Below are 18,377 nucleotides of genomic sequence, written 5' to 3'. Positions count from 1 at the left end.
TAGGTAGAAGAATAGGTAGAAATAATGGAGAGAGGGGATACTATGGATACACAATTTAATCAGAGAGAACGATTGCAACTCCTGCTCCAACAAATACAACTAACAGAAGATGCTGCAATCGGACATTTTCGAAATGGAGTCATTTCAAAATTAACAGTGCATAAGCAAAGTAAAAAATGGCATTTCCATTTCCATTTCGAGAAAATTTTACCCTTTGATGTATTTCAATTATTTCATGCAAAACTAGTTAAAGCTTTTTCACATATTGCAGAGACTACTTTTTCAATAGAAACCGCAGATACTAGTTTTGATGAAAAACTTATCCAAGACTATTGGTCTATTTGCATTCAACAAATGGACGGGATTTCACCACCAATGCTCGCATTATTGAATGAACAAAGACCTTCAGTTCATGGATTAAAGGTTATTGTTAAAACAAAAAATGATACTGAAGCAATGACTATTAAACGTAAATATGCAGGACTTATCCAGGATAGTTTTACACAGTTTGGCTTTCCGACGATACAATTAGATACGACTGTTGCCGTATCTGCAGATGAAATAAAAAAATTCCAAGAGATGAAGCTGCAGGAAGATAAAGAAAGAGGACTTCAAGCACTAACGGATATGGTGAATGCAGAGAAAGAGGATGCGAGTCAACCTCAATTTTCTGGTCCTTTAACAATTGGTTATACAATTAAAAACGATGAAGAAATTCGAACACTGGCATCGATAGAAGATGAAGAACGTAGAACGACGATACAAGGGTATGTGTTTGATGCTGAAACAAAAGAACTAAGAAGCGGTCGAACATTACTAACATTTAAAATCACTGATTATACAAGCTCAATACTAGTTAAAATGTTTGCTAGAGATAAAGAAGATGCTGCCTTAGTCCAAGCTGTCAAAAAAGGTATGTGGCTAAAGGTTAGAGGTAGTATTCAAAATGATACATTTGTTAGGGATCTAGTCATGATAGCAAATGATATCAATGAAGTAGCACCAAGGGAAAGAGTAGATAAATCCCCTGAGAATGAGAAAAGAGTAGAGCTTCATTTACACTCTCCAATGAGTCAGATGGATGCTGTCACATCAGTTAGTAAGTATGTAGAGCAGGCAAGTAAGTGGGGGCATAAAGCGATCGCGTTAACAGACCATGCGGTTGTTCAATCTTTCCCTGAAGCTTATGCTGCCGGTAAAAAGAACGGTGTGAAAATCTTATATGGGGTAGAAATAAATTTGGTTGATGATGGGGTGCCGATTGCCTACAATGAATCTGATCGCAATCTTGAAGATGAGACGTTTGTTGTATTTGACGTAGAAACAACAGGTCTTTCTGCAGTTTATGATTCAATAATTGAATTAGCCGCTGTAAAAGTACGCGGCGGTGAAGTGATAGATAAGTTTGAAGCATTTGCTAATCCACATCATCCCTTATCGGCAACAACTATTGAATTAACTGGAATTACAGATGATATGGTAAAAAATGCTCCAGACATCGATGAAGTTTTAGCGAAGTTTAAACAGTGGGTTGGCGATGATACTCTAGTAGCTCATAATGCAAGCTTTGACATGGGCTTTTTAAATGTCGGGTATAAAAAACATTTAAAAGAGGAAAAAGCGAAAAATCCTGTTATCGATACACTAGAATTAGGTCGATTTTTATATCCTGAATTAAAGAACCATCGCTTAAATACGCTATGTAAAAGATTTGATATTGAATTAACACAGCATCACCGTGCAATTTATGATGCAGAAGCGACTGGTTACCTACTCATTAAGATGCTCAAAGATGCTAGTGAAAAGGGAATCGAAAACCATAACCAACTAAATGAAAATATGGGAAAAGGTAATGCTTATCAGAGGTCACGTCCATATCATGCGACGATTTTAGCTAAAAATGAAGTGGGTCTAAAAAACTTATTTAAGTTAGTATCAATAGCTCATCTTAATTACTTTTATCGAGTACCACGAATTCCACGTTCCTTATTAACGAAATATCGTGAAGGCTTACTTGTCGGTTCAGGTTGTGACAAGGGTGAGGTTTTTGAAGGAATGATGCAGAAATCTCCTGAAGAGGTTGAAGAAACTGCAACATTTTATGACTATTTAGAAGTGCACCCGTTAGAAGTATATAACCACCTTATCCACTTAGACTATATAAAGGATGAGGCTTCCCTAAAAGAAATTGTTGCTAACATTGTAAAATTAGGAGAAAAACTTGAAAAACCAGTCGTTGCTACTGGTAATGTTCATTATTTAAATCCGATAGATAAAATTTACCGTAAAATTCTAATAAGTTCTCAAGGTGGAGCAAATCCGCTTAATCGACATGAACTTCCGAACGTACACTTTCGTACGACCGATGAAATGTTGGATGGATTTTCATTCTTAGGCAGTGATAGGGCGAAGGAAATCGTAGTCGAAAACACTAACAAAATTGCTGACATGATTGAAGAAATTAAGCCCATTAAGGATGACTTGTACACTCCAAAAATCGAAGGTGCTGACGAAGAAGTAAGGGCAATGAGCTATTCTCGTGCACGAAGTATCTACGGAGAAGAACTTCCGGAATTAGTAGAAGCTAGGTTAGAAAAAGAGTTGAAAAGTATCATTGGTCATGGTTTCGCCGTAATATATCTCATTTCACATAAGCTTGTTAAAAAATCGCTAGATGATGGTTATCTCGTAGGTTCTCGTGGGTCAGTAGGATCTTCTTTTGTAGCAACAATGACAGAAATAACTGAAGTAAATCCTTTGCCACCTCATTATGTATGTCCGGAATGTCAACATTCTGAGTTTTTTAATGATGGATCTGTCGGATCTGGCTTTGACTTACCAAACAAAGAATGTCCACAATGTGGTGCGCAATATGAGAAAGATGGTCATGATATTCCATTTGAAACATTCCTAGGATTTAAAGGTGATAAAGTTCCTGATATTGATTTAAACTTCTCGGGAGAGTATCAACCCGTAGCCCATAACTATACGAAGGTTCTCTTTGGTGAGGACAATGTATATCGGGCAGGTACGATTGGTACTGTAGCAGAAAAAACAGCCTATGGATATGTAAAGGGCTATGCAAATGACCATAACTTAGTTTTACGTGGTGCTGAAGTAGATAGACTTGTACAAGGTTGTACAGGAGTTAAACGTACGACTGGTCAGCACCCTGGTGGTATTATCGTTGTACCTGATTATATGGATATTTTTGATTTTTCACCGATACAATTTCCTGCAGATGCGACAGGGTCTGAATGGAGAACGACACATTTTGACTTCCATTCAATCCATGATAACCTTCTAAAACTAGATATACTTGGTCATGATGATCCAACCGTGATTCGGATGCTTCAAGATTTAAGCGGGATCGACCCGAAAACGATACCGACCGATGACCCAGAAGTAATGAAAATATTTAGCGGTACAGAATCGTTAGGTGTAACTGAGGAACAAATAATGTGTAAAACGGGTACATTAGGTATTCCGGAATTTGGGACAAGGTTCGTTCGCCAAATGCTTGAGGATACGAAACCTACAACATTCTCTGAACTAGTGCAAATTTCTGGTTTATCACATGGTACAGATGTTTGGTTAGGAAATGCTCAAGAGCTAATTCATAACAACATATGCACACTTAGTGAAGTAATTGGATGTCGTGATGATATTATGGTTTATTTAATATATCAAGGATTAGACCCGTCATTTGCATTTAAAATTATGGAATCAGTCCGTAAAGGTAAAGGCTTGACGGATGAAATGGAAGAAGAAATGAAAAAACAAAATGTCCCAGATTGGTATATTGACTCATGCCTTAAAATTAAATATATGTTCCCGAAGGCACATGCTGCGGCCTATGTATTAATGGCTGTTCGTATAGCCTGGTTTAAGGTGCATCTCCCACTATTATATTATGCAGCTTACTTTACGGTTCGCGCAGATGATTTTGATATCGATACAATGGTGAAGGGGTCAACGCCAATTAAAGCTAAGATAGAGGAAATTAACGCCAAAGGCTTAGATGCATCTCCAAAAGAAAAAAATCTACTTACTGTTTTAGAACTCGCTCTTGAAATGTGTGAGAGAGGATTCTCTTTCCAAAAAGTAGATTTATACCGTTCAAGTGCAGATGAATTTATAATTGATGGGAACACATTGATTCCACCATTTAATTCAATTCCAGGTCTTGGTACAAATGCTGCCATTAATATTGTTAAGGCAAGAGAAGATGGTGAATTCTTATCTAAAGAAGACCTACAACGCCGTGGTAAAGTATCTAAAACAATTATTGAGTATTTAAATACACATGGCTGTCTTGATGAACTACCTGATCAAAATCAATTATCGTTGTTCTAGGTACCTATTAACGTATTTGCAATAAAAGTATGGTTATGTTATGCTTTTAATGGAAATGCTAACGATAAGCAGAGGAAAAGAGAGTGGGGAAACCCACTCTTTCGTATTGTAATCAACCTCGTGTCATTCCAATTTGTTGTACTTACCACCCCCTGCTATAGAAAAGGCAGGGTTTTTCAGCAACTATATGGTAAAGTACTTTGGAATCAAACTAATAATGGGTATGTAAAGGGTATTGAGTCATTAGATATTGCTATTATTTAATGCTGTTTATGAATATGGCTCATTTAAATAAATATGGCTGTTTTTTGTGAAATGATACAAGTAAATGAATCCAGCTAATAATTAACAGTAACGCAGCTTACATTGCCCTAAAGCTTTCTTAGCAAGGAGGAAGAGAATGAGTAAGAAAGTAACTGAAATTGTTGAACAACTAACGACACCAATCGTCAATGAAATGGGATTAGAGTTAATCGATATTGAATATGTAAAAGAAGGCTCTAATTGGTTCCTACGGGTTTTTATTGACTCAGAGTCTGGGGTAGATATCGAAGAATGTGGGATTGTCAGTGAAAAATTAAGTGAAAAGTTAGATGAGCTTGATCCTATCCAACATAATTATTTCTTAGAAGTTTCATCTCCTGGTGCTGAAAGACCATTAAAAAAACCGGAAGATATAAAGAAAGCGATTGGTAAGCAAGTTCATATAAAAACATATGAACCAATTAATGGTGAAAAGGTATTCGAAGGGTTACTCTCAGATTTTGACGGTCAACTTATTACTGTTACTGTTACCGTAAAAACTAGAAAGAAGAATATTGAAATACCATATAATAAGGTGGCGAAAGCTCGCCTAGCAGTTACATTTAATTAATATTTGAAGATATTACATAGTTTTGCAAAAAAGTAGAGAATACTTTCCTAAAGATATATCTATGAATATTGCGAATTATTTCCTCTTACTTCTTATGGGTTTGTTAGATATCCAATTAATCGAAGAAGAAGGACCAAACTTTAGCTTATATTTAAGGGGGAAGTCGTTAAAATGAGTAGTGAATTATTAGATGCTTTAACAATATTAGAAAAGGAAAAGGGCATCAGTAAAGAAATCATTATCGAGGCAATTGAAGCAGCTCTAATTTCAGCATATAAAAGAAATTTCAATCAAGCACAAAATGTTCGCGTTGACTTAAATCGCGAGACTGGTACTATGAAAGTTTTTGCGCGAAAAGATGTTGTTGATGAGGTTTACGACCCGCGCTTAGAGATATCGTTAAGTGAAGCACAAGGGATTAATCCAAATTATGTGCTAAATGATGTTATCGAAATGGAAGTAACGCCAAAAGATTTCGGAAGAATTGCGGCCCAAACCGCAAAGCAAGTGGTTACACAGCGTGTTAGAGAAGCAGAACGTGGTGTAATATACAGTGAATTTATTGACCGTGAAGAGGATATTATGACAGGAATCGTGCAAAGAATTGATTCTAAGTTCATTTATGTAAGCTTAGGAAAGATTGAAGCGCTTCTGCCGGTTAGTGAACAAATGCCCAATGAAACATATCAGCCTCATGATAGAATTAAAGTTTTTATCACAAAAGTTGAAAAAACGACTAAAGGACCACAAATCTTTGTTTCTAGGACACATCCTGGCTTATTAAAGCGACTATTTGAGATTGAAGTTCCAGAAATTTTTGATGGGACTGTAGAAATCAAATCGGTTTCACGAGAAGCTGGTGATCGTTCTAAAATATCTGTTCATTCAGAAAATCCTGAAGTAGATCCTGTCGGTTCTTGTGTAGGACCAAAGGGACAACGAGTACAAGCCATTGTTAATGAATTAAAAGGTGAAAAAATTGATATTGTAAGATGGTCACAAGACCCAATTGAATTTGTAGCGAATGCATTAAGTCCTTCAAAAGTAGTTGAGGTTTTAGTAAATGAAGACGATAAGGCAACGACGGTTATAGTACCTGATTATCAATTATCATTAGCAATAGGTAAACGTGGACAGAACGCACGCTTAGCGGCAAAGTTAACAGGTTGGAAAATTGATATTAAAAGTGAAACAGATGCTAAAAAAGCAGGGATTTTTCCAAATCAATCCTCAGCTGACCTTGAAGAAGAGTATGTTGATGAACCTTTATTAACAAGTATCCACGAGTCAGAGGTTAGTGAATAAGAGGTGAACCATATGAATAATCGCAAAATTCCTTTACGTAAATGTGTTGCAACAGGAGAAATGAAGTCAAAGAAAGACCTCATTCGTGTTGTCCGTTCTAAGGAAGGCGATGTTTCAGTCGACTTAACTGGTAAAAAGAACGGGCGAGGTGCTTATATTACTCTTGATAAAGAGTGTATTCTTTTAGCAAAGAAGAAGAACATTCTTGCCAATCACTTAAAGACAACTATAGATGAATCATTATATGATGAACTTTTAGTGTTGGCTGAGAAGGAGAAATAAATGAACAATGAGCAACAATGGACGTCTTTATTAGGCTTAGCAAATCGAGCACGGAAAGTTATCTCTGGAGAGGAACTTGTTGTTAAAGAAGTGAGACAGAGACGTGCAAAACTAGTTTTACTCTCACAGGATGCATCTGCAAATACGATGAAAAAGGTAACAGATAAATGTAATTTTTATCAGGTCCCCTTTAGAAAAGTTGATAATCGCTATATATTAGGACAATCAATCGGCAAGGAAGCAAGAGTTGTCGTAGCGGTTAATGATGCAGGCTTTGCTGCAAAGCTTAAAAACTTGCTCGATTAATATTTTTGGGGGTGAACGTATGACAAAAATGAGAGTATATGAATACGCAAAACAAACAAATGTTTCGAGTAAAGATATAATTAATGCTCTAAAGGAAATTAATATTGAAGTAAATAATCACATGTCTACGATTGAGGCTGATGTGATTGTCAAGTTAGATCAAAAATTTAAAAAATCTCAATCAGAATCATTAAAGAAACCGGGGAATCAAGTGAATAATACAAATCAAAACACAAACAAACCAGAAAATAACAAACAATCTCAAGGCAACAAGCCTTCAAATTCAAATAATAAATCACCAAAACCAGGTAATAACCAAAATAAAGACAATAAAAAAAATCAACAGTTTAATAATAGACCAAATCAAAACAAAGGCAAAAAAGGGAATCAAAATAAGAAGCATAAAGGTAATGCAGTACAACAACAAGTCCAACCGAAACCAAAGAAAGAACTACCAAGTAAAATTACATTTTCAGGTAGTTTAACTGTAGGTGAACTTGCAGCAAAACTTGGTAAAGAACCTTCTGAAATTATCAAAAAGCTTCTACTTCTCGGAACTATGGCGACAATTAATCAAGAACTTGACAAAGATTCAATTGAATTAATAGCAGGTGAGTATGGTGTAGAAGTAGAAGAGGAAATCATTTTTGAGAAAACGGAATTCGAAAAATATGAAGAAGAAGATAAAGAAGAAGACTTACTCATTCGTCCAGCTGTTGTAACAATCATGGGGCATGTTGACCACGGTAAAACAACTTTACTTGATTCGATTCGTAATACAAAAGTTACGGCTGGTGAAGCTGGTGGAATTACACAACATATTGGAGCGTATCAAATTGTTGCTAATGACCAAAAGATCACTTTCTTAGATACACCAGGACATGCAGCCTTTACGACAATGCGTGCACGTGGAGCGCAAGTGACGGATATAACAATCCTAGTTGTTGCTGCTGATGATGGTGTAATGCCTCAAACGGTTGAAGCAATTAATCATGCGAAAGCTGCTGAAGTACCGATTATTGTTGCGGTAAATAAGGTTGATAAACCAACTGCAAATCCAGATCGCGTGATGCAAGAATTAACAGAACATGGATTAGTACCAGAGGCATGGGGTGGAGATACTATTTTTGTACCTGTCTCAGCTTTAACAGGGCAAGGTATCGATGAATTACTTGAAATGATTTTATTAGTTACTGAAGTAGAGGAATTGAAAGCAAACCCTAATCGTCGCGCTACAGGTACTGTTATCGAAGCACAACTTGATAAAGGCCGTGGTTCTGTTGCTACGCTATTAGTTCAAAACGGAACATTACGTGTAGGAGACCCTATCGTTGTCGGTAATACATTTGGTCGTGTCCGCGCAATGGTCAATGATGTCGGTCGTCGTGTAAAAGAAGCTGAACCTTCAACACCAGTAGAAATCACTGGTTTAAATGAAGTTCCTCAAGCTGGAGATCAATTTATGGTGTTCGAAGATGAGAAACAAGCTCGTCAAGTAGGTGAAGCTAGAGCGCAAAAACAACTTGATGAACAACGTAGTGAGGGCTCTAAACTTAGCCTTGATGATTTATTTGAACAAATTAAACAAGGTGAAATTAAAGATATCAATCTAATTGTGAAAGCTGATGTTCAAGGTTCTGTTGAAGCATTAGCAGCAGCACTCCAAAAGATTGATGTTGAAGGTGTAAGAGTTAAAATTATTCATACTGGTGTTGGGGCAATCACTGAGTCAGATATCATACTTGCAGCAGCTTCAAATGCAATCGTTATTGGATTTAATGTTCGCCCTGATAGTGGAGCTAAGAAAACAGCTGCTGATGAGGAAGTAGATATTCGTTTACACCGGATTATATATAAAGTTATCGAAGAAATTGAGTCAGCAATGAAAGGGATGCTTGACCCAGAATTTGAAGAAAAAGTTATTGGTCAAGTTGAAGTAAGACAAACATTTAAAGTTTCCAAAATCGGTACGATAGCAGGTTGTTATGTTACGGAAGGAAAAATCACACGTGATAGCGGTATTCGATTGATTCGTGATGGAATTGTCATTTTTGAAGGTGAAATTGATACATTAAAACGATTCAAAGATGATGTGAAAGAAGTCGCTCGAAACTACGAATGTGGTATCACAATTAAGAACTATAATGACCTTAAAGAGGGAGACATTATTGAGGCTTATGTGATGGAGGAAATCGAACGTAAATGATTGGATATGTAGATTGTGAGTGCATAATATATGACGCACAGTCTTTGAAGGATAAAAGAGCTGTTTTACAAAGAGTTCTTACAAGAATCAAACAAAGGTTTAATATTTCAATATCAGAGGTGGAGTTTCAAGATTCATGGCAGCATACGAAACTTGCAATTGTTTCGATTAGCTCATCAAAAGTGCAGACAGAAAGAGAACTGCACAATGTCTTGAATTTCATTGACTCATTTCCTGAAATTGAACGTACAGTAACGCAGTTTGAATGGTTGTAAATAAAGAGGTGGATGACATGAGCTTAAGAGCGAACCGTGTCGGTGAACAGATGAAAAAAGAATTAGGCGATATTATAGGGAGAAAAATAAAAGACCCACGTATCGGCTTTGTAACTGTGACAGATGTTAGTGTTTCAGGAGATCTGCAAATAGCAAAGGTGTATATCTCTGTCTTAGGTGATGAAGAACAAAGACAGAATACGTTAAAAGGCCTTGCAAAGGCAAAAGGGTTTATCCGTTCTGAAATTGGGCAAAGAATTCGGTTAAGAAAAACACCAGAAATACAATTTGAATTCGATGAGTCAATTGATTACGGAAATAGAATTGAAACATTACTGCATGAGTTAAACTCTCAACCTAAAGAGGGAGAATAACTCCTTTAAGGGATAGACACCTCGTCTATCCCTTAATTATTCTTTAGAATTGTATGTGTATGGCAAGGATGTCGCATTTCAATTACATACGGTTCTACAAACAAATGCATCGTTTAAGTACTAACTTTTTCCAAAGTGAAAATCCTAATAACAATCCGGGTTTTTATATATATTATTTTAAATAACGGCTGTTTTCGTAAACATTGTTGCTTTTTAATGAGTTATCGGTTTAGGGTTGGTCTGCCGCTAAAGTACTCGCTTTCTGCGGGGTGATAGGTGAGCCTCCTCAGCGTAAACGCCTGCGGGGTCTCACTTCTCCCACGCATCTCGCAGGAGTCTCGCACTTACGCTCCAACCAACCGTTAAAAAATTCCGTGCAAAAACCACAATTTTTTAGAAAAGAGCCTTAATAAATAAAATTAGGGGGATATGAATGGAAGGAGTATTATTTCTAAACAAACCAGCTGGTATGACTTCTCATGATTGTGTGGCAAAAATGAGAAGGCTAGCTAGAACAAAAAAGATAGGTCATACGGGAACATTAGACCCAGATGTAACAGGTGTCTTACCGATTTGTATTGGGCGGGCAACAAAAATTGTTGAATATTTAACAGCTTCCTCTAAGACATATGAAGCAGAAGTAACAATTGGTATTGCTACAACGACAGAGGATGCAAGTGGTGACGTAGTAAATCGTAAGGCAGTTACAAAACCAATCACGAAAAATGAAATAGATGAAGTATTTCATTCAATGGTAGGAACAATTGAACAAATACCACCAATGTACTCGGCTGTAAAAGTAAATGGAAAAAAACTTTATGAATATGCAAGAGCAGGAATTGAAATCGAAAGACCTGTCCGTAAGATTACAATAACAGAATTATGTCAACTAGACGAAATTGTACATGAAGAAAATATTGCTCGCTTTCGCTTTCGTGTTACTTGTTCGAAAGGTACATACGTCCGTACATTAGCAGTGATGATTGGAGAAAAATTAGGTTATCCTGCACATATGTCACATTTGATTCGTACTAAATCAGGTCGGTTTCATATAGATGATTGTTTTACATTTGAAGAAATTGAAGAAAAAGTTACAAAAGGAATATTACAGGAAGTACTTCTTCCGATTGGGGAAGCGTTAAAAGATTTGCCGAAAATTTATATACATGATAATCTTACAGAGAAAGTGAAGAATGGTGCTGTTCTTGATTTACCAAAAGAATTTCTCGATTATGAGGTTGGTTCGCCAATTGTTATTTACGATAATTCTATGCGTTGTTTAGCTATTTATGCAAAACATCCAACTAAACCGCATTTAATGAAGCCAACCAAGGTATTAATGAACGTTTGAAACGAGCTGTTTCATCCTAGAAAAAGGTGAAGTTGACTGTGAAAATTATTAAACTTTCTCATCCACATCATTTTACAAGAGATGACTTTGATGAAATGACGTTAGCATTAGGATATTTCGATGGAGTCCATAAAGGCCATCAACGGGTAATATTAAAGGCTAAAGAAATAGCAAGTGCAAATGGAATGAAAAGTGCTGTTATGACATTCCATCCACACCCGCTTGTTGTACTTCGAAAACAAAAGCAATTAGATTCCCTTACCACTTTATCTGAGAAGATAAAACTAATTGAGGAACTTGGTATTGATATTTTATTCATTGTTGAATTTACAAACGAATTTGCTTCATTACTGCCACAACAATTTGTTGACGATTATATCATTAGTTTTAATGTGAAACATGTAGTTGCAGGATTTGACTTTACATATGGACACTTAGGGAAAGGGACGATGGAAACTTTGCCATTTCATTCAAGAAAAGAGTTTCTACATACGACTGTAGAAAAACAGACAGATGATGATAAAAAAATTAGTTCATCCTTGATTCGAAACGTTATAAAGACTGGCGAGATGGAATACGCACACAAGCTATTAGGACGTCCTTATACAGTTAATGGTGTAGTTATACACGGGGATAAGCGTGGTCGAACAATCGGTTTTCCAACAGCAAATATTGATGTCGATGATAGCATTCTTGTTCCAGAAACAGGAGTGTACGCAGTAACATTCTCCCTAAACGAAAAAGAGTATAAAGGTGTTTGTAATATAGGGTATAAACCTACTTTCGAACAGGAACAAAAACCGAAGCCAAGTATCGAAGTTAACATTTTTGAGTTTAATGATGAGATTTATGGTGAAAAAGCATCTATTTCGTTTTATAAGCGATTAAGAAGTGAACAAAAGTTTTCAAGTATCGAGGCACTAATTAATCAAATTACAAAAGATAAAGAAGAAGCATTAAAATATTTTGAGAAAAACTAGACAAATCCTTGCAATACTATAAAAAAAATAGTATTCTTATTGATGTAACTTAAAACCATTGCTTGGCAAATCGATTCACCACCGATTGCTCGGTAATTGGGGTTTTTGAAAATTAAGGAGGTGAAAAGGATGGCTATCACACAAGAGCGTAAAAATGAACTTATTGCTGAGTACAAAACACATGAATCTGATACAGGTTCACCAGAGGTTCAAATTGCTATCCTTACTGAGGACATCAATAACTTAAATGAACATTTACGAGTTCACAAAAAAGACCACCATTCACGTCGCGGTCTATTAAAAATGGTAGGTAAACGTCGTAATTTATTAACATACCTACGTAATAAAGACGTAACTCGTTATCGCGAGTTAATCAACAAGCTTGGTTTACGTCGATAATACTTTTAAAAGCGGGAATTTTCCCGCTTTTTTAGTGTAAACTTTTTTGTTTTGAAAATAGTCTACGCTAAAAAAGACTTTTATCTACCTATAATAGTCTCAACTATTCAATTACCTTATAACTTGGTTGGAGCTGATTGCGAGACTCCTTGAGGGGATAGGGAATCAGCCAATATTTCATACATACATATCTAAATCTTTTCATTCAAGATAAATAGAGGTAGTCTTTATTTTTATGAAATGATATGATTATAAATTGAACAACAGTCGTGTTTTAGAATTTTAGTTTCATACTTGTTGGAATAGGCAAGACTAATAATGAACAATCACCATCATATTATGAAAGTTTACTAAATAGGTTAAGAAGAAATATAAGACGTCAAGAAAACATAGTGATATGTTGGAATTACATTGTTCATACTAATACATAACGTTGACATTTTAGGGAGGAGTTTTACATATATGGGACAAGACAAGCAAATATTTTCCATAGATTGGGCTGGAAGAAATCTAACTGTAGAAATAGGGCAGCTCGCTAAACAAGCAAATGGTGCTGTATTAATACGCTATGGTGATACAGCTGTTTTAAGTACTGCAACAGCATCGAAGGAACCAAAACCATTAGACTTTTTTCCGTTAACAGTTAATTATGAGGAACGCTTATATGCTGTTGGGAAAATTCCAGGTGGTTTTATCAAAAGAGAGGGTCGTCCGAGCGAAAAAGCGATTTTAGCAAGTCGTCTTATTGACCGCCCGATCAGACCATTATTTGCAGACGGATTTAGAAATGAAGTACAGGTTATCAGCATTGTAATGAGTGTTGACCAAGACTGCTCATCAGAGATGGCTGCAATGTTTGGTTCGTCATTATCACTATGTGTTTCAGACATTCCGTTTGAAGGTCCTATCGCTGGTGTTACCGTAGGTCGGATTAATAATGAGTTCGTTATTAACCCAACAGTTGAGCAGGCCGAAAAAAGTGACATCCATTTAGTTGTAGCAGGAACGAAAAATGCAATAAATATGGTTGAAGCTGGAGCAAAAGAAGTCTCTGAAGAAACAATGCTTGAAGCGATTATGTATGGCCATGAAGAAATAAAAAGGCTTATTGCGTTCCAAGAAGAAATAGCAGCTGCTGTTGGAAAAGAAAAAATGGAAATCCAACTTTTTGAACTAGACGAGCAGATTGAGAAAGAAATTAAGGAAATGGCTGAAAAGGATTTACTTAATGCGATTCAAGTTCAAGAGAAGCATGCGAGAGAAGATGCCATTTCAGCAGTTAAAAATTCAGTTATTGAGAAGTTTGTTGAAAAAGAAGCAGACGAAGATACATTAAAACAAGTAAAGCAAATCTTAAGTAAGCTTGTTAAAGCAGAGGTTCGTCGATTAATTACGGAAGAAAAGGTTAGACCTGATGGACGTGGAGTTGATGAAATAAGACCACTTTCTTCAGAGGTTAATTTATTGTCTAGAACACATGGTTCAGGTCTATTTACAAGAGGACAAACACAAGCATTAAGTATTTGTACGTTAGGTGCACTTGGGGATGTACAAATATTAGATGGTTTAGGAATAGAAGAGTCAAAAAGATTTATGCACCATTATAACTTCCCACAATTTAGTGTAGGTGAAACAGGTCCAATGAGAGGGCCAGGCCGTCGTGAAATTGGCCACGGTGCACTTGGTGAACGAGCACTTGAACCGATTATTCCATCGGAAAAAGATTTCCCTTATACGATAAGACTCGTATCAGAAGTTCTTGAATCGAATGGATCTACTTCTCAAGCTAGTATTTGCGCAAGTACATTAGCTATGATGGATGCAGGTGTTCCAATTAAAGCTCCAGTAGCTGGTATCGCAATGGGTCTCGTTATGTCTGGTGAACATTATACTGTTCTAACTGATATCCAGGGTATGGAAGATGCTCTTGGTGATATGGACTTTAAGGTGGCTGGAACAGAGAATGGTGTTACTGCTTTACAAATGGATATAAAAATTGCAGGATTATCTCGTGAAATCCTTGAAGAAGCATTGCAACAGGCGAAAAAGGGCCGAATTGAAATCTTGAAATCAATGCTAGCGACAATTTCTACTCCAAAACACGAGCTTTCTCAATATGCTCCAAAAATCTTAACAATGGCGATTAATCCTGATAAGATTAGGGATGTTATTGGACCGAGCGGCAAGCAAATTAATAAGATTATTGAAGAAACAGGCGTTAAGATTGATATAGAACAAGATGGAACAGTGTTTATCTCTTCTGTGCATGAAGACATGAATCAAAAGGCTAAGAAAATCATTGAAGATATCGTTAGAGAAGTTGTCGTTGGACAAATGTATTTAGGTAAAGTAAAACGTATCGAGAAATTTGGTGCTTTTGTAGAAATCTTTAATGGTAAAGACGGATTAGTACACATTTCTGAATTAGCTGAAGAACGAGTTGGAAAAGTCGAAGATGTGCTATCTTTAGGTGATGAAATTCTTGTGAAGGTTACTGAGATTGATAAACAAGGTCGAGTGAACCTATCTAGAAAGGCAGTCTTGAAAGAACAAAAAGAAAAAGAGATCCAAGAAGGATAAAAATAGAGGCCGGGAAACCAGGCTTCTTTTCCATTTTTAGAGAAGGTAGCTTTCAAAGGTGTTCATTTTTACTAGCTTGAATTGTGTTGTTATTTTGCATTAGCATGAGGAATCTGTGTAACAGTTACCATTAAAGAAAGGCTATTTAATCGGCATGCTTTAAAAACGTTTTCTTGTTCTACCTTGTCCCTTTTATACATAATTTTTAGTATAAAGGGGGATAAATAATGCAAAGGAAGCTACTTCAGGTTGTAGGGTTTTTATTTATCTTAACGATTACTATAGGCTTTTTTAAAAATCCTTATACGACTACTTTTACTCAAGATATTAAACAAGTAAATCAAACTGTTATGAAGCAACAAAATCATTTGTATAACGAAATTGTTTCAAAGGCTAAAGAATATAATATACCTCCACAAAATGCAGAGATACATAAAGTTTGGAAAGCAACTCCTGGATATAATGGATTAGAAGTTGATATAGAACAATCATATAAACGAATGAAAGATAAAGGCGAATTTGATGAGAAGATGTTAATTTATCGTCAGGTGAAGCCTAAAGTACATCTTGAAGATTTACCTGCTGAACCCATTTATCGTGGAAATCCAGAAAAGCCGATGGTTTCATTTATTGTAAATGTTGCTTGGGGAAATGAGTTCATACCAGATATGCTAGATACACTGAATAAATATCATGTCAAATCTACATTTTTTCTTGAAGGTAGATGGGTTAAAGAAAATCCTGAAATGGCTAAAATGATAGTTGATGCAGGTCATGAAATAGGTAATCATTCATATACACATCCTGATATGAGTAAATTATCTTCTGCAAATATTCGGGAACAATTATTAAAGACAAATGAAGTGATTAAATCAGTTACGGAAGTTACACCGTCTTGGTTTGCACCTCCTAGTGGCAGCATTCGGGAAGAGGTAGTAAGTATAGCGGATGAATATAAGATGAAAACGGTTATGTGGAGTGTTGATACGATAGATTGGCAACGACCAGAGCCACATGTTATTGTGGATCGTGTACTAAACAAAGTTCATAATGGTGCAATTATTTTAATGCATCCAACATCGTCAACTTCAGATAGTTTAGAAACATTAATTGTATCTATTAAAAGAAAAGGTTATTCATTTGGTTCATTATCAATGCTTATGGATGAGGAGAGACTTTTACAAGGGAAGTCTACTCAAGATAAGAAACTAGAGTGAACAACATAGAAGGAGGAACTCAATTGATTAAAAAATATACTTGTCAAAATGGAGTAAGAATTGTACTAGAAAATATACCAACTGTCCGTTCAGTTGCAATTGGAGTTTGGATTGGGACTGGGTCAAGGAATGAAAATGCAGAAAATAATGGAGTTTCTCACTTTTTGGAGCATATGTTTTTTAAAGGGACAAAGACGAGAACTGCCAGAGAAATTGCTGAATCCTTTGATAGTATTGGCGGTCAAGTAAATGCATTTACTTCAAAAGAATACACTTGCTATTATGCAAAAGTATTAGACGACCATGCCAGCTATGCATTAGATGTATTAGCAGACATGTTTTTTCATTCAACTTTTGATGAAGAGGAATTAAAAAAGGAAAAAAATGTTGTTGGTGAAGAAATTAAAATGTATGAGGATACACCAGATGATATTGTCCATGACTTGCTAAGTAGAGCTGTATACGGGAACCATCCGCTCGGTTATCCTATTCTCGGAACAGAAGAAACATTAGAATCTTTTAATGGCGATACGTTAAGAGGCTATATGGAGGAGTACTATACTCCGGATAATGTCGTGATTTCAATTGCGGGTAACGTTACTGAAGACTTTATCAAACAAGTTGAAAAGCATTTTGGCTCTTATGAAACTGCGTACTCAAAAAAAGATATCGAAAAACCTGGCTTTATGACCCAAAATATAGCTAGAAAAAAAGATACTGAACAAGCACATTTATGTATCGGTTTTAATGGATTAAAAGCAGGTCATGATGATATATATAATTTAATTGTCTTAAATAATATTCTAGGGGGCAGTATGAGTTCAAGATTGTTCCAAGATGTTAGGGAACAACGGGGCTTGGCCTACTCGGTATTTTCATATCATTCTTCATATATGGATAACGGAATGTTAACGATTTATGGAGGAACTGGTAAGAATCAATTAAATTTGTTATTCGATACCATTCAAGAAACGTTGGCAACACTTAAGTCTGAAGGAATATCCGATAAGGAATTAGCTAATAGTAAAGAACAAATGAAGGGCAGCTTAATGTTAAGTCTAGAAAGTACAAATAGTCGTATGAGTCGAAACGGGAAAAATGAATTAATGCTTGGTCGTCATCGCTCATTAGATTCAATTATTGAATTAGTGAATGCCGTAACTGTGGACAGCGTTAATTCACTTGCGAATGAAATTTTCACAGATACATATTCTGTTTCATTAATTAGTCCTGATGGAAAGCTTCCTGATAACATAAAGCAATAGCATATATCATCGCTTAACTGCCTACAAATTTAATTTTGTAGGCATTTTTTTCTCCTATTGAACGATATGATATATAAAGGGGGGAAGGACATGAGGTTAAGTGAATTAAGCGGTAAGGAGATTGTTGATGTGAAAAGAGCAGAACGCTTAGGTGTTCTTGGTCAAACAGACCTTGAGATAAATGAACAAGGTCAAATTACAACACTAATAATTCCTTCATTAAAGTGGTTTGGATTAAGGAAGCAAGGTCAGGAAATACGCGTACCTTGGCAACATATTAAAAAAATCGGAACGGATATGATTATTTTAGACATTCCTGACGAACAAATCGAACATATCGAGTAATTATCAAAGATTGGCATATAGCCAATCTTTTTTTTATCTTATCAATAGGCTCCTTTCTAAAAGATTATTGCTTTTAGGACAAACTTTATGAAGTGTTGGTTGGAGCTTAGAGTGCGAGAATCCTGCGGGATGCGTGCTGAGACGTGAGCAGGGGCGTTTACGCTGAGGAGAACGAAAAACGTAGGCGGCTTGCCCATCGACGTACAAACTAGAGACTGGCATCGACTAAGACCAAAGGAATCACGATGAGCCGAATGGCGAA

The 18,377-nt window shown here is 36.1% G+C and carries 15 protein-coding genes; all 15 read left to right on the top strand.

What is annotated here, in order from left to right:
* Nucleotides 1–42 precede the first annotated feature (42 nt).
* The 15 genes from J2S19_RS08160 (at nucleotide 43) to J2S19_RS08090 (ending at nucleotide 18,115) form a co-directional block, all read left to right on the top strand.
* Nucleotides 43–4,356 carry a PolC-type DNA polymerase III gene (locus J2S19_RS08160; RefSeq protein ID WP_307339866.1) on the top strand — a complete coding sequence of 1,438 codons (4,314 nt, stop codon included), beginning with the start codon at nucleotides 43–45 and terminating at the stop codon, nucleotides 4,354–4,356.
* A 400-nt stretch (nucleotides 4,357–4,756) separates the two neighbouring features.
* Entirely contained in the window at nucleotides 4,757–5,230 is a 474-nt protein-coding gene (rimP, locus tag J2S19_RS08155) for a ribosome maturation factor RimP (RefSeq protein WP_307339864.1), read from the top strand.
* Between the two features lie 171 nt (nucleotides 5,231–5,401).
* Nucleotides 5,402–6,535, top strand: a complete 1,134-nt coding sequence (nusA, locus tag J2S19_RS08150) for a transcription termination factor NusA (protein ID WP_307339859.1) — start codon at nucleotides 5,402–5,404, stop codon at nucleotides 6,533–6,535.
* Between the two features lie 12 nt (nucleotides 6,536–6,547).
* The gene (gene rnpM, locus J2S19_RS08145) at nucleotides 6,548–6,817 is read left to right on the top strand and encodes an RNase P modulator RnpM (RefSeq protein ID WP_307339856.1); all 270 of its coding nucleotides are present in this window, start codon (nucleotides 6,548–6,550) and stop codon (nucleotides 6,815–6,817) included.
* Nucleotides 6,818–7,123 (top strand): YlxQ family RNA-binding protein, encoded by a 306-nt coding sequence (locus tag J2S19_RS08140; protein ID WP_307339854.1) that lies wholly within the window; start codon nucleotides 6,818–6,820, stop codon nucleotides 7,121–7,123. It abuts the gene before it with no gap.
* 19 nt (nucleotides 7,124–7,142) lie between these two features.
* Nucleotides 7,143–9,329, top strand: a complete 2,187-nt coding sequence (gene infB, locus J2S19_RS08135) for a translation initiation factor IF-2 (RefSeq protein WP_307339851.1) — start codon at nucleotides 7,143–7,145, stop codon at nucleotides 9,327–9,329.
* A complete protein-coding gene (locus tag J2S19_RS08130; RefSeq protein ID WP_307339848.1) occupies nucleotides 9,326–9,604 on the top strand; it encodes a DUF503 domain-containing protein in 279 nt (92 codons plus the stop codon). The genes infB and J2S19_RS08130 overlap by 4 nt, the downstream gene beginning before the upstream one ends.
* 17 nt (nucleotides 9,605–9,621) lie before the next feature.
* Nucleotides 9,622–9,978: a 30S ribosome-binding factor RbfA gene (rbfA, locus tag J2S19_RS08125; RefSeq protein ID WP_307339846.1), complete on the top strand. Its 357-nt coding sequence runs from the start codon at nucleotides 9,622–9,624 to the stop codon at nucleotides 9,976–9,978.
* Between the two features lie 433 nt (nucleotides 9,979–10,411).
* Nucleotides 10,412–11,329 (top strand): tRNA pseudouridine(55) synthase TruB, encoded by a 918-nt coding sequence (truB, locus tag J2S19_RS08120; RefSeq protein ID WP_307339841.1) that lies wholly within the window; start codon nucleotides 10,412–10,414, stop codon nucleotides 11,327–11,329.
* Nucleotides 11,330–11,367: 38 nt separating this feature from the next.
* Nucleotides 11,368–12,309: a bifunctional riboflavin kinase/FAD synthetase gene (gene ribF, locus J2S19_RS08115; RefSeq protein ID WP_307339838.1), complete on the top strand. Its 942-nt coding sequence runs from the start codon at nucleotides 11,368–11,370 to the stop codon at nucleotides 12,307–12,309.
* Nucleotides 12,310–12,438: 129 nt separating this feature from the next.
* Nucleotides 12,439–12,708, top strand: a complete 270-nt coding sequence (gene rpsO, locus J2S19_RS08110; protein WP_307339835.1) for a 30S ribosomal protein S15 — start codon at nucleotides 12,439–12,441, stop codon at nucleotides 12,706–12,708.
* Between the two features lie 462 nt (nucleotides 12,709–13,170).
* The gene (gene pnp / locus J2S19_RS08105; protein ID WP_307339833.1) at nucleotides 13,171–15,288 is read left to right on the top strand and encodes a polyribonucleotide nucleotidyltransferase; all 2,118 of its coding nucleotides are present in this window, start codon (nucleotides 13,171–13,173) and stop codon (nucleotides 15,286–15,288) included.
* Between the two features lie 227 nt (nucleotides 15,289–15,515).
* Nucleotides 15,516–16,505 (top strand): polysaccharide deacetylase family protein, encoded by a 990-nt coding sequence (locus tag J2S19_RS08100; RefSeq protein ID WP_307339831.1) that lies wholly within the window; start codon nucleotides 15,516–15,518, stop codon nucleotides 16,503–16,505.
* A 23-nt stretch (nucleotides 16,506–16,528) separates the two neighbouring features.
* Entirely contained in the window at nucleotides 16,529–17,770 is a 1,242-nt protein-coding gene (locus J2S19_RS08095) for a M16 family metallopeptidase (RefSeq protein ID WP_307339827.1), read from the top strand.
* 90 nt (nucleotides 17,771–17,860) lie between these two features.
* Complete coding sequence (locus tag J2S19_RS08090) at nucleotides 17,861–18,115, top strand: YlmC/YmxH family sporulation protein (protein WP_307339824.1); 255 nt, start codon at nucleotides 17,861–17,863, stop codon at nucleotides 18,113–18,115.
* Nucleotides 18,116–18,377 lie beyond the last annotated feature (262 nt).

The organism is Metabacillus malikii (assembly GCF_030813355.1).
Lineage (GTDB): Bacteria > Bacillota > Bacilli > Bacillales > Bacillaceae > Metabacillus > Metabacillus malikii.
This window is presented reverse-complemented; position numbering and strand designations above follow the sequence as displayed.